The organism is Corallococcus sp. CA054B (genome assembly GCF_003611625.1).
Classification (GTDB): domain Bacteria; phylum Myxococcota; class Myxococcia; order Myxococcales; family Myxococcaceae; genus Corallococcus; species Corallococcus coralloides.
Window position 1 is genome coordinate 1 of record NZ_RAVY01000240.1, and the last position, 13475, is coordinate 13475.

General features: G+C 71.7%; 7 protein-coding genes. 2 read left to right on the forward strand and 5 right to left on the reverse strand.

Annotated features, from left to right (window positions below; all coding sequences use genetic code 11):
* The 4 genes from D7V80_RS36220 to D7V80_RS36235 all read right to left on the reverse strand — a co-directional run.
* Positions 1-5169: hypothetical protein (locus D7V80_RS36220; RefSeq protein ID WP_147447332.1), on the reverse strand; the 5169-nt coding region annotated here is incomplete at its 3' end.
* Positions 5170-5286: 117 nt separating this feature from the next.
* Positions 5287-6657 (reverse strand): peptidase MA family metallohydrolase, encoded by a 1371-nt coding sequence (locus D7V80_RS36225; RefSeq protein WP_120592436.1) that lies wholly within the window; start codon positions 6655-6657, stop codon positions 5287-5289.
* A gap of 52 nt (positions 6658-6709) precedes the next feature.
* Positions 6710-7927 (reverse strand): threonine ammonia-lyase, encoded by a 1218-nt coding sequence (locus D7V80_RS36230; protein ID WP_120592439.1) that lies wholly within the window; start codon positions 7925-7927, stop codon positions 6710-6712.
* A gap of 87 nt (positions 7928-8014) precedes the next feature.
* Positions 8015-9244 (reverse strand): Glu/Leu/Phe/Val dehydrogenase, encoded by a 1230-nt coding sequence (locus tag D7V80_RS36235; protein ID WP_120567581.1) that lies wholly within the window; start codon positions 9242-9244, stop codon positions 8015-8017.
* A 68-nt stretch (positions 9245-9312) separates the two neighbouring features.
* Here D7V80_RS36235 and D7V80_RS36240 point away from each other — a divergent pair, with 68 nt between their 5' ends.
* Positions 9313-9807, forward strand: coding sequence for a helix-turn-helix domain-containing protein (locus D7V80_RS36240; protein WP_014399185.1), 495 nt, complete (start codon positions 9313-9315; stop codon positions 9805-9807).
* A gap of 21 nt (positions 9808-9828) precedes the next feature.
* Here the strand turns inward: D7V80_RS36240 and D7V80_RS36245 are convergent, their stop codons facing one another.
* A complete protein-coding gene (locus D7V80_RS36245; protein WP_120592437.1) occupies positions 9829-12249 on the reverse strand; it encodes a DEAD/DEAH box helicase in 2421 nt (806 codons plus the stop codon).
* Positions 12250-12317: 68 nt separating this feature from the next.
* On the opposite strand from D7V80_RS36245, the gene D7V80_RS36250 reads away from it, so the two are divergent.
* Entirely contained in the window at positions 12318-13451 is a 1134-nt protein-coding gene (locus D7V80_RS36250; protein ID WP_120592438.1) for an RNA polymerase sigma factor RpoD/SigA, read from the forward strand.
* The last annotated feature ends 24 nt before the right edge of the window (positions 13452-13475 follow it).

Consider the following 13475-nt stretch of genomic DNA (forward strand, 5'->3'; position numbering starts at 1 on the left):
GACGAGCTCGATGTCGGCCACGGGCTCGGAGTCCACCTCCTCGACGTCGAGGGCGGGCGTGGCGTCGAGCTCCGTGTCCACGTCCACGGCGGGCTCTTCCCAACCGGCGGACGGGGTGGGGGCGGTGATGTCGGTGAGGGAGACCTCTTCCTCGGCGACGGGCTCTTCCCAACCGGCGGCGGGAGCAGCGGGGGCTGCGTCGGCCATCCACTCGGGCTGGGCCTCCTGGGGCGCGGCCCAGGCGGAGCGCGCGGCAGGGGCTTCAGGGGCGCCCCATTCCGGCGTGGCGGGAGCGGCGTTCCACTCCGGGGCGGCTTCTTCGACCGGGGCGTCCCAGGGCTGCTGGGCGTCGGTGGACGGCTGGGCCCAGGCGGAGCTCGCGGAGGAGTCCTCGGTGGCGGCCCACTCCGACTGAGCGGAAGCGTCCGTGGCGGCCCACGGCTGATCCGCGCCCGGGGTTACGGCCTCCGTGGCGGCCCATTCGGGCTGCGCTTCGATGGGCGCTTCTTCGGCGGCGGCCCACTCGGGCTGCGCGACGGGCGTGGCGGCTTCTTCCGTGGCCCATTCGGGCTGCGCTTCGATGGGGGCCTCTTCGGCGGCGGCCCATTCAGGCTGCGCGGCAACAGGCTCAGATGCTTCCGTGCTCGCCCACTCCGGCTGCGCTTCGATGGGCGCGGCTTCTTCCGTGGCCCATTCGGGCTGCGCGGTGACGGGCGCGGCTTCCTCGGTGGCCCATTCGGGCTGTGCTTCGATGGGCGCGGCTTCCTCGGTGGCCCATTCAGGCTGCGCGGCGACGGGCGTGGCGGCTTCCGTCGAGGCCCACTCGGGCTGCGCGGCGACGGGCGTGGCGGCTTCCGTCGCGGCCCACTCCGGCTGCGCTTCGATCGGGGCCTCCTCAGCCGCGGCCCACTCAGACTGTGCGGCGACGGGGGCGGCTTCCTCGGTGGCCCATTCGGGCTGCGCCTCAATGGGGGCTTCTTCGGCCGCAGCCCATTCGGGCTGCGCGGCGACGGGCGCGGAGGCTTCCGTGGTGGCCCACTCGGGCTGCGCTTCGATGGGCGCGGCTTCTTCCGTGGCCCATTCCGGCTGCGCGGTGACGGGCGCGGCTTCCTCGGTGGCCCACTCCGGCTGCGCTTCGATGGGCGCGGCTTCTTCAGCGGCCCACGCCGACTGTTCGGCCACAGGCGCGGTGGCTTCCGAGGTTGCCCATTCGGGCTGTGCTTCGATGGTCGCGGCTTCTTCGGTGGCCCACTCGGGCTGCGCTTCGATGGGCGCCGCGTCCTCGGCGGCCCATTCGGACTGTGCAGCGACGGGCGCGGCGGCTTCCTCGGTGGCCCATTCAGGCTGCGCCGAGACAGGTGCGGCCTCTCCGGCGGCCCACTCCGGCTGAGCAGCGACAGGCGCGGCGGCTTCTTCCGTGGCCCATTCAGACTGCGTCGCGACGGGTGCGGCTTCCTCGGTGGCCCACTCGGGCTGCGCTTCAATGGGCGCTGCCTCTTCGGTCGTGGCCCACTCCGACTGCGGTGCCGTGGGCGCGGCTTCCGTGGTCGCCCACTCGGACTGAGCAGCGACAGGCGCGGCGGCTTCTTCCGTGGCCCACTCAGGCTGGGCCTCGATCGGCGCGGCCTCCGTGGTGCTGTCGGTCGTCGCCCACTCCGGCTGTGCGGCGGCAGGCGTCGCGTCCGTGGCGGCCCACTCGGACTGCGCTGAAACAGGCGCGGTCTCTTCCGTGGCCCACTCGGGCTGCGCCTCGATCGGAGCAGCTTCTTCCGTGGCCCACTCAGGCTGAGCCTCAATCGGCGCAGCTTCTTCCGTGGCCCACTCGGGCTGTGCGGCGACCGGTGCGGCCTCTTCGGCCGTCCACTCGGACTGCGCGGCGACGACGGGCTCGGTGGCTTCCGTCGTGGCCCACTCAGGCTGCGCTTCGATGGGCGCGGCCTCAGCGGTTTCCCACTGCGGCTGCGTGGGAACGGTGGAGGTGCCTTCAGCGGCGGTCCATTCCGGCTGGGCCTCGAGCGGCGCGGCCTCCGCCGTGCCCCATTCGGACTGCGCGGTGCTGGGCGCGGCTTCTTCCGTGGCCCATTCCGGCTGCGCTTCGATGGGCGCCTCTTCCGCGGCGGCCCACTCCGACTGCGCGGCGACAGGCGCGGTGGCTTCCTCGGCGGCCCACTCCGGCTGGGCCTCGATGGGGGCGGCTTCTTCCGTGGTGTTCCAGTCGGACGTCTGTGCCGGCTGCGCGGCGTCGGCCTCCGGCGTGGCCCACTCGGACCGGGCCTCGATCAGCGGAGCCTCTTCGGCCGGGGCAGCCGCGACGGGCACCGCCGTGGAGGCGACCCATGCGGATTCGGCGGCCGGAGCATCCCACGCGGGCGCGACGTTCGCGGTGGGCTGTTCGGACGACGCGGTTCCGGACCATGCCTGCGTCGAACCGGTTCCCTCCGCCGTGTCAGCGGTGGCGGCCCACTCGGGCTGGAGCTCGATGGGCGCGGCGGGCTCCACGGCATCGGCGGCCCACTCGGGCTGGAGCTCGATGGCGGCGGACGTGTCCTGCAAGCCGACGGTGGCGGTGGCGTCCGAGGCCTCGCCCTCGGCGGACCACGCCTGCGCATCCTGACCCGAGGTGTCCCACGTCGAAGACTCGGTGGACTGCGATTCGGCGAGCGACTCGGCGGCGGTGGCCAGCGGCACGGCGTCGTCGGCGCTGCCGCTCAGCTCGCCCCACTGTTCCGATGCAGGGGCCACTTCGGCCGCGGGCTCGACATCGTCCGAGCCAAGCTCCACCGTGTCGGCTTCGATGTCCGGGCCGACCGGGATGCTGCGGATCCGCAGCGACGGAATGCCCGACTCATTCGCGAACGGGGAGGGCGGCGGAGTGAGCTGCTGCTCCTCTTCGGCGCCCAGGTCGGCCACGTCGAAGGTCTGCGCCTCCACACCGGCCGCGACCGCCGAAGCAGCGCCGCCAACGGAGCCCTCCGCGGCGCCTTCGTGGGCGACATCGTTCGCGTCGAGTGCGATCTCCTCGGCGGGCGTCTCCGCGCCAGCCTGCCACTCCGTCGCGACGTCATCCGTGCCGAGCGTGATCTCTTCGGCGGAGGCCTGCACCGGAGCCGTGTTGTCGGCCTGCCACTCCGTCGCGACATCACTCGCGCCGAGCGCAATCTCCTCGCTGGAGGCCTGCTCCGACGTGGCGCTGCCCGACTGCCAATCCGTGGCGACCTCGCTCGGCTCGAGCGCGATCTCCTCGGAGGGCGTCTCGGTGGTGGCGGCGCTGTCAGCCGTCCACTCCGTCACCGCATTGCCGGCGGCCAGTGCGCTCGCGTCGGTGGATGCGGCCGTGTCGGCCTGCCAATCCGTGGCGACATCGCTCGTGCCGAGTGCGATCTCCTCGGCAGGCGCTTCCGTCGCGCCGGCCTGCCAATCCGTGGCGACATCCTCGGCACCGAGAGCGATCTCCCCCGCGCCTTCCGGTGAAGCACTCGGATCGGCCTGCCAGTCCGTGGCGACGTCGTTCGTGCTCAGCGCGACCGCGTCCGCGGACGGAGCCTCACCCGCGGCCTGCCAGTCCGTGGCGACGTCGTTCGTGCCGAGCGCGATCGCATCGGCCCCAGCCTCGCCGCCGGTCTGCCAATCCGTGGCGACCGCGACGTCCTCCGCCGGAGTCTCGCCATCCGCCTGCCAGTCCGTGGCGACGTCATTCGTGCCGAGCGCGGTCGCCTCGGCCGCCGGAGTCTCGCCATCCGCCTGCCAGTCCGTGGCGACGTCACTCGTGCTGAGCGGGATCTCCTCCGCCTCCGCGGTCGCCTGCCACGCAGCCTCGACCTCGGTCGTGCCGGTGGCCGCTCCACCGGACTGCCAGGTTCCCGCGCTGGCCGTCTCCGGCTGCCACTCCGTGGCGACGTCGCCCGCGTCCAGGGCGATCTCCTCCGCGGGCACTTCCGTGGCCGCGGCGCCATCGGTCCACGCCTCCGCGATGTCACCCGAGCCGAGCGCGATCTCTCCACCTTGCTCCGGCGCTCCAGCGACAGGGGCCGCATCCGTCCCCCACGCTTCCGCCGTCTCCGTGGCGACCGCCTGGGCCTCCTGCACGGCGGCTTCCACCGGCGCGGCGGGCTCCGCCGTCGCGACGTCGCTCCAGTCCCAATCGGAGGCCGCGCCTTCCGCCGGCGCCGTCGGCTCCACCGCGAGCGGCGCGGTATCGAGCGCGCTGGCCCGCGACTCCTCGGACTCCACCGCCAGCGGCGCCGCGTCCCACGCCGCGTCCACGGGCGACAGGTCCTCGGCCATCACCGCCTCGGCGACGGGCTCGGCCTCCAGCAGCTCCGCCTCTCCGACCGCGTGCTCCGCGGAGGCCAGCGCCTCCGCCATCGGATCCAGCCCGGGCGTCGCCGGGGCCTGGGCCTCCGACTCGACCTCCATCGACAGGTCCGCGAACGAATCCTCCAGCGACGGCTCCGGCGCGGCGGCCTCCACCGGGGGCGGCGTCTCCGTCGACAGCCCGGAGAAGTCCTCCTCGGCGCTCGTGCCCCACGGCTCCGCCGCCGCGGCAGGCGAGGTCGCCACGGGCGCCTGCGGCATCCACGGCGCGGGTTCACTCAGCGAGGGGATGTCGATGTCGTCCGTGCTGAGGTTCAGGCTGTCCGGCTCGGAGGGCGCCTGCGGGGCATAGGCCTGCGGATCCACCGGGGCCGCGTAGCCCGCCGCCGCGTTTGGGTCATACGCCGCGTTCGGGTCGTAACCCTGCTGCGCCCAGGCCGCCGCCGCGTTCGGATCATAGGCCGCGGCGTTCGGATCATACGCCGCCGCGTTCGGGTCGTAGCCAGCGGGGTAGGCGTACCACTGGCCATCCTCGCCGTAGTAGCCCTGGGCGTTCGGGTCGTAGCCGGCGGGGTAGGCGTACCACTGGCCATCTTCGCCGTAGTAGCCCTGGGCGTTCGGGTCGTAGCCGGCGGGGTAGGCGTACCACTGGCCATCCTCGCCGTAGTACCCCTGGGGCTGCTGCTCGGGCTGGGCCCACGCCTGGGCCGCCGCCGCGGTGTCCGCCGCGTCCTGGATGCCCAAAAGGCCGCGCAACTCGACCCAGCGAGCCTCCTCGACAGCGGACAGGCTTCCCAGCTTCCGCTTCTCATCCAGGAAGCGGAACTCTCTCATCGCGGCGCGCGTATCGGACATCCGTCACCTTGCTGCGCCAGCGTCTTGGGGGGACCGCCGCAGCGAAAATCTTGGAGGGTCGCGAGTGTAGGGGACTCCCGCCAGGGGGTAAACCAATCCGCCACGCCTGACCGGCCGCTACCTCCCCGAGAGGGCGGCACGCACCGCCTGGTCCAGGCCGGCGAAGTCCTTCTCGTAGGTGGCCTTCAGGGCCTCCTGGAAGGACTCGGCCTGGCCCGCCTTCTGGATGAAGTCCAGGAGCTTCTCCTGGCCTCCCAGCAGCACCAGCTCCCGCACCGCCATGGCGGATGTTCCATAGGCGACTTCCGGCTGGGACATGGAGATGGGCGCCTGCGAGTCCATGTCCGACAGCTTCGGCAGCCGCCCCTGCTTCGCCTGGCCCTTCATCACGTCGCGCAGGTAGCGCGGGGGGCCGTCCAGCCCCAGGTAGCGCCACTCGATGTACTCGGCCAGGCCCTCGTTGAACCAGCGGGGCAGGGCGCCGCCGCCGCGCGGGCAGATTTCGTCCACCGCCGCGTGCACGTACTCGTGCACCAGGGTGGCCTTCGTCGCCTGCGTCAGCTCCGCCGCGTCGTTCATGCGGATGGCGTTGTCGTGGTACAGGCCGGCCACCCGGGCTGCGTACGAGGGGCCCAGGTGCGTGGCGAACTCGTCGCGGGTGTAGAGCACCACGTTCAGCTGCCGCTCGCGGGCCCGGCCCAGGGTCCGCTGGGTGAAGTCATAGGCTTCGTCGAGCGCGGACACGACCTTGCCCTCGTACTCCGCGCGCTGCCCGAAGTCCCGGTCGCTGTTGAAGTAGCGGATGGCGAAGCGGCTGTTCTGGCGCACGCGCATGCCGTCCTTGCCCACGCCGGACTCGTAGCTCAGGCTCGCCGGACGGACCTCTCCGCCCGCGGTCGCCTTCGCCTGGCGCGTGTCCCCCGGCCCGGGCTCGCCGTTCATCCGCTGCTCCAGGCGCTCCGCCTCGCGCCGCGCGGCCCCTTCCTCCGACACCTGCGCGCGCGCCTGCTGCATCAGCTTCTTCGCCTCCGCGGCCTCCTTCGACTTCGCGGGCACCTGCTGCAGCGTGGCCAGCGCCCCCGCCGAGTCCTTGTCCTGCAACTGCAACTTCCCCAGCTCCAGCGCGAACGCGCCGTCCTTGGGGAAGGTGGCCAGGCCCTTCTTCAGCGCCTCCTCCGCGGCGGCCCGCTGATCCGTCTTCAGCGCGGACCGCGCGAGGCAGCGCAGGCCGCCCGCCGTCTCCTGGAAGGCCACGGCGCGCTCGCCCAGCGAGTACGCCATCACCGCGTCCTCCGCGAGCAGCGCCTCGCAGCCCTTGAGCAGCGGCGCCGCCACGGCGGGCCGCTGCGCCTCCGGGTACGAGCCCGGATCCGCGGCGGCGAACGCGAGGTACAGCTCCTCCCACTCCTTGTGGGCGGCCAGCTCCTTCGCCTTCTGCGCGGGAGGAGCGGCGGCGAGGAGCAGCAGGGCGATGAGGGGCGTGTTCATGGGTTTCCGGAGTATCGCCGAAGCCCCGAGCGCCCGCGCAAGCCTCCCCGTCCTACGTCCGGGCGACCTGCCAGCCCTGGGCCTCCAGCGCGGCCATCAGCTCCTGGATGTGCGCGTGCCCGGTGGTCTCCAGCATCACCTCCACCGTGGCCTCGCCCAGGCCCGCCTTGGAGAAGGCGCGGTCGTGGTGCAGGTCCACCACGTTGGCGCGCATCTCGGCGATCTGCGTGGTGAGCCGCGCGAGCACGCCGGGCCGGTCCGGCAGCCGCACCTCCAGCTGCACCAGGCGGCCCGCCTTCACGAGGCCGCGCTCGATGATGCGGCTGATGACGTTCATGTCGATGTTGCCGCCGCCCACGATGATGGCGACGCGCTTGCCCTTCGCCTGCGGAATCCGGCCGTTGACGAGCGCCGCCAGCCCCGCCGCGCCCGCGCCCTCCGCCACCGACTTCTCCTGCTCCAGCATCATCAGGATGGCGGCGGCGATCTCCTCTTCGTCCACCGTCACCATCGCGTCCACGTACTTGCGCACGTGCTCGAAGGTGAGCTCGCCCGGCACCTTCACCGCGATGCCGTCCGCGATGGTGGTGCCCGCGTTGGCGAGCTCCGTGCGCTTCCCGGCATCCAGTGACGCCTTCATGCTGGCGATGGTGGAGGCCTGCACGCCCACCACCTGGATGCGCGGGTTCGTCTCCTTCAGGGCCACGGCCACGCCGGAGATGAGCCCGCCGCCGCCCACCGGCACCACCACCAGCTCCAGGTCCGGGCACTGCTCCAAGAGCTCCAGCGCGAGCGTGCCCTGGCCCGCGATGACGTGCGGGTCGTTGAAGGGGTGCACGAACACCAGGTCCTCCGCGGCCTGGATGCGCAGGGCCTCCGCGTAGGCCTCGTCGTAGTTGGCGCCCTTGAGCACCACGCGCGCGCCGTAGTCATCCCGCGTGCGCGTGACCTTGATCAGCGGCGTGCGCTCCGGCATCACGATGGTGGCGCGGATGCCCAGCCGGCGCGCGTGGTACGCCACGCCCTGCGCGTGGTTGCCGGCGGAGGCCGCGATGACGCCGCGGCGCTTCTCCTCTTCCGTCAGCGTCAGCAGCTTGTTGAGCGCGCCGCGCTCCTTGAAGGCGCCGGTGCGCTGGAGGTTCTCCAGCTTGAAGTACACCACCGCGCAGTCGGTCTTCTCCGTGAAGTAGTCCGACGCGGGGCACGGCGTGGGGCGCAGCGCGGGGCGGATCCGCTCGCGCGCCGCCTGGATGTCCTGCAGGGTGACCATCATGGGCGGCCGTGTAGCGGAAGCGGGCCCCGCACGGAAGCGGCCCGGAGCCCCACGCCTGCCTGCCCGCGTGCGCGGCGGGGTGCGTCAGATGCCGCGCAGCACCGTGGCCTTGCCCACCCGGCCGATGGCCAGGATGTAGGCTGCCGTCCGCATGGAAACCTTACGAGACCGTGCAATCTGCGCCACCCGGTCGTAGGCCTCCTTCATCGTCTTCTCCAGCTCCGCGTTGACGCGGTCCTCCTCCCAGGAGACGTGCTGGAGGTTCTGCACCCACTCCAGGTAGCTCACCGTCACGCCGCCCGCGCTGGCCAGGATGTCTGGCACCACGAAGATGCCGCGCTTCTCCAGGATGTCGTCCGCCTCCGGCTGGGTGGGGCCGTTGGCGCCCTCCACCACCAGGCGCGCGCGCACGCTGTTGGCGTTGTCGCGGGTGAGCACGTGGCCCAGGGCGGCGGGGATGAGCACCTCGCAGTCCGCCGCGAGCACGTCCTCGTTGGAGCACGGCGTGCCGCCGCTGAAGCCCGTCACGGTGCCGGTGCGCTTCACGTGCTCGAAGAGGGACGGCACGTCCAGGCCCATGGGGTTGTACATGCCGCCCAGCACGTCGGACGCGGCCACCACCACGCCGCCGTCGCCCCAGATGAGCTGCGCGATGTGGCTGCCCACGTTGCCGAAGCCCTGGATGGCGAAGCGCGTGCCCTTCACCGGCATGCCCAAATCCCTCAGGATTTCACGGCACACGTAGAGCAGGCCGCGCCCGGTGGCGGCCTCGCGGCCCTTGGAGCCGTACAGCTCCAGGGGCTTGCCCGTCACCACGGCGGGAGAATGCCCGTGGTAGCGCGAGTACTGGTCCATCACCCAGGCCATCACCTGGGGGTTGGTGTTGACGTCCGGCGCGGGGATGTCCCGCGTGGGCCCGATGACGTCCTGAATCTGATCCACGAACTTGCGCGTGAGCCGCTCCACTTCCTTGAGGCTCATCTGCGCGGGGTCGCACGCCACGCCGCCCTTGGCGCCGCCGTAGGGCACGTTCACCACGGCCGTCTTCCACGTCATCAGCGACGCGAGCGACACGCACTCGTCCTGGTCCAGGGCGGGGTGGTAGCGCAGGCCGCCCTTCATGGGGCCGCGGCTGTTGTCGTGCTGGATGCGGTAGCCCAGGAACGTGCGGATCTCGCCGGAGTCCATCTCGATGGACACCTGCACCTTCACCTCGCGCAGGGGCGTGGCCAGGAGCGTCTCGATGGGCGTGCCCACGTCCATCACCCGCGCGGCCTTGCGGAAGTAGTAGTTGGTGCCGTCGACGGCGTTCATGGTGGGCTTCACTCCTGGGGACAGACGGAAAACCTTAACAGAAGCGGTGCGCTACGATGGGTGTGTCCATGCGCCCCCACTCCCCGGACGACAGCGACGCCGGTTCGTCCCTGCAGGGACTGGCGCGGCGGATCCGCACGCTGCGAGAGCGCCGGGGCCTCACGCAGGAGGACTTCGCCGCCCGGTGCGACATCTCCGTGAGCTTCGTGTCCCTGCTGGAGCGCGGCGAGCGCAACCCCAGCTACGACACGCTCCTCCAGGTCGCGGCCGCGCTGGAGCTGCCGCTGGGGGAGCTGTTCCGGCTGGAGGACGCGGAGGACGCGGGGGCTCATCGGCTGGTGGAGTGGGTGCGGCTGAAGAAGCTGGGGCGCGACGACGTGGACCGCCTGCTGGCCGTGGCGGAGGCGATGTTCAGCGGCGGGCCGGGCGCTTCGACTCCTCCGGCGAAGGAGGCCAGCGCGGCCTGCGCTTCACCGGAGTGCGGCCGGCCCGTGCTGGCCCGGGGGCTGTGCGTGGCGCACTACCACCGGGCCCGCAGGAAGAAGGCGCCTCCGGAGTCCTGAGACACCGGAGGCACGGAAGCGCTACTTGCGCTTGGCGCGCTCCACCTTGAGCGTCTTGCCCTCGCCGTGGGGCTTGCCGTGGGTGGCCTCGAAGCCCGCCACGTCCTCCTCCGCCACGAAGACGTACGCGTACGTGGGGCGCAGGTCGGTGCGCAGCACCTTGCCCGCCGGAGCGCCCGCGGCCTCCAGCGCGGCGGTGACGCCCGCCTCGTCCAGGCCCTCCTGACGGCCCAATCCCACCCACAGGCGCGCCTGGCCGGGGATGTCCGGCAGGGCCTCATGACGGGGGCGGCGCTCTTCACGCTGGCCGCGCGGACGGTGCCGCTCCAGCTTCAGCGGCTTGTCGTTGTGCGCCTTGCCGTTGAGCGACTCGAAGCCCTCGGCGTCACCTTCCGGCACGTAGACGTAGCCGTAGGTGGGGCGGGTGAGGGCCTTGATGACCTTGCCCGCGGGAGCGCCCAGGGACTCCAGCGTGGCGGGCAGCTTCGCCTCGTCCATGCCGTCATCCGAGCCCAGGTTCACCCAGAGCTTCACCTCGCCGGGGCCCGCGTCCGGGGACGGAGGCGGGCGGGTGCTGGTCGTGTCGCGCTCGCTGCGCGGCTTGCTCTTCTCCACGCGCAGCGTCTTGCCGCCGTGCTGCTTGCCGTTGAGCGCCTCGAAGCCCGCGGAGTCCTCCTCCGCCACGAAGACGTACGCGAACGTGGGGCGCAGCTCCGCGCGCACCAGCTTGCCCACCGGCGCGCCCGCGTCCTCCATGGCCGTGGCGATGCTGCCCGGCCCCAGGCCGTCCGCGGTGCCCAGGTTCACCCAGAGCTTCGTCTCGCCCGGGCCCGCCTCCAGCGCGGCGGAACCGGCACCCCGGCGCTCACCGCGGTCCTCACGGCGCGGCTCGTCGCGGCGCGGGCGGCGCTCGCGGTCCGGGTGCTCGTCGCGGCGGGGACGCTCGGCGCGCTCGCCCCGGTCCTCGCGGCGGGGACGCTCGCGGTCGCGCTCGCGGTCCTTGCCCCGGCGCTCCATGGGCTTGCGCTCCGGCGCCGGCTCGCGCTTCTCCGTCTCACCGGCGGCCTGGGCCTTCTCCATGCGCAGGCGGCTGAAGTAGTACTTGATGAGGAAGGCGATGAGGTCGTCCGCGTCCGGGCGCTGCTTGAGCTGCGAGGCCAGGGGCAGGAAGCCCTCGAAGATGCTGGAGCCCATGCCCTCGCGCAGCTCACGCAAGTGGCGCTCGGTCCACAGGTGCATCGCCTCTTCGGGCGCGGGCATCTCGCGCATCTCGAACTTGATGCCGAACTTCTTCTCCAGCACGGTGAACGTCGCCAGCTCACGCCCGGAGAAGAGGTTGATGGCCGTGCCCTTGTTTCCGATGCGGCCCGTGCGGCCCACGCGGTGCAGGTAGACGGCGGGGTCCTCCGGCAGGGAGTAGTTGATGACGTACTCCAGCCCGGAGATGTCGATGCCGCGCGCCGCGATGTCCGTGGCGACCATGAAGGCCACCTCGCCGCGCTTCACCTTGCCCATCACCCGCTCGCGCTCCTTCTGCGGCAGGTCTCCGTTGAGCAATTCCGCGTCGAAGCCGTTGCGGTTGAGCACCGCGGTCACCAGCGCCGTGTCATCCCGCGTGTTGCAGAAGATGATGGCGTTGGAGGGCTCTTCCTTCTCCAGGATGTAGATGAGGTTGCGCGGCTTGGGGAACTGGTCCGACACGTCGTAGCGGATGTGGTGGATGTGCTCCACCGTGAAGACGTCGCCGGACAACAGCAGCGTCTCCGCGTTCGTCGTGTAGCGCGCGATGAGGTTCTGGATGTCCGTGGGGACGGTGGCGCTGAAGAGCAGCACCTGGCGCGTCTTCGGAAGGCGGTCGAGGATGCGCGTCACCTCCTCGTAGAAGCCCTGGTTCAGCATCTCGTCGGCTTCGTCCAGCACGGCGTGGTCGCAGCCGTCCAGCTTGAGGTTGCCGCGGTTGATGTGGTCGAAGACGCGGCCCGGGGTGCCCACGATGATGGGCGTGCCCTCTTCCAGCGCGTCCTCCTGCTGCTTCATGGAGGCGCCGCCGTAGATGGCCGCCACCTTCACGCCCTTGTACTTGGCCAGCGTGGTGAGCTCCTCCGCCACCTGGAGCGCCAGTTCGCGCGTGGGGCAGAGGATGAGGGCGCGCACGCGCTTCTCGTCCGCGGGGATCTTCTCCAGCAGGGGCAGGCCGAAGGCGGCCGTCTTGCCCGTGCCCGTCTTGCTGCGGACGATGAGGTCCTTGCCCGCCATCGCGGGGCCGAAGGCCTTGGCCTGGACGGGGGTGGGACTGGTGTAGCCGCGCTCCGCCAGTGCACGGCGGAGGGGCTCGGAGAGGTTCATTTCGTCGAAGCTGACGTCCGCGATGTATTCGGCGGGACGCGTCGAGGCTTCGTCAGGTGCCGGGGCTCCCGGCGTGGGCTCTTGGATGTCGCTCATCGGGCATGGGCATAGCCCCTGCATTACCCTCTGGCAACAATCGCGGCACTTTGGGGTATGGAGCGCGCATGGCGAATGGGAGGAAGAGAACCAATGGTCCGGCCGCCCCCCGGCCCCGCGCGAAGCGCCCCGCGGCCTCCCCCCGACCGGGGACCGCCCGGGAGAAGGCTCCGGAAGCCCCGGAAGCTCTGGACGAGGAGGTCGAGGACTCCGCCCAGGACCCGGACGCCCTGGAGCCGGACCTGGCGGAATTGAACGAAGCCGAGGCGGAAATCGAGGAGTCCCCCGCTCCGGCCCGGCCCGCGGCCCTGGTGCGCGCGGAGAGCAGCAGCGCCCTCACCAACCGGGACCCGCTCCAGGCCTACATGGCCGAGGTGACGAAGCACCCCCTGCTCACCCGGGAGGAGGAGCACCGGCTGGCCAAGGAGTACCAGTCCACGGGGAACGTGCGGGCGGCCTACCGCCTGGTGGCCTCCAACCTGAGACTCGTGGTGAAGCTGGCCCACGAGTACCACCGCAACCCCCTGTCCCTGCTGGACCTGGTGCAGGAGGGCAACATCGGGCTGATGCAGGCCGTGAAGAAGTACGACCCGGACCGGGGCGTGAAGCTCAGCTCCTACGCCGCCTGGTGGATCCGCGCGTACATCCTTCGCTACATCATGGACAACTGGAAGATGGTGAAGCTGGGGACCACCGAGGCCCAGCGGAAGCTCTTCTTCAAGCTGCGCCAGGAGCAGGAGAAGCTCATTTCCCAGGGCTTCGAGGCCAGCCCGCGCCTCCTGGCGGAGCGGCTCAACGTCTCCGAGCAGGACGTGGTGGAGATGGACCAGCGGCTGGGGCACGACGAGGTGTCCATCGACGCGCCGCTGGGCAACGACGGGGACTCGGGCTCCACCCGGGCGGACCGCTACCTGCCGTCCAGCGCGGTGCCCGCCGACGAGCGCCTGGGCGGCGAGCAGCTCAAGGCCCTCTTCCGGGAGAACCTGGCCGCCTTCGCCCAGACGCTGGAGGGCAAGGAGCGCTACATCTTCGAGCACCGCCTCACCGCGGACGAGCCGCTCACGCTCCAGGACATCGGCGACAAGTACGGCGTCAGCCGCGAGCGCGCCCGGCAGATTGAGGCGGCCCTCATCAACCGGATGCGCGAGTTCATGCGTGAACGCATTCCGGACTTCGACATGGTGGCGGTGCCCAAGGGCTGACGCTGGGGCCGGGCCTCCCCGGGG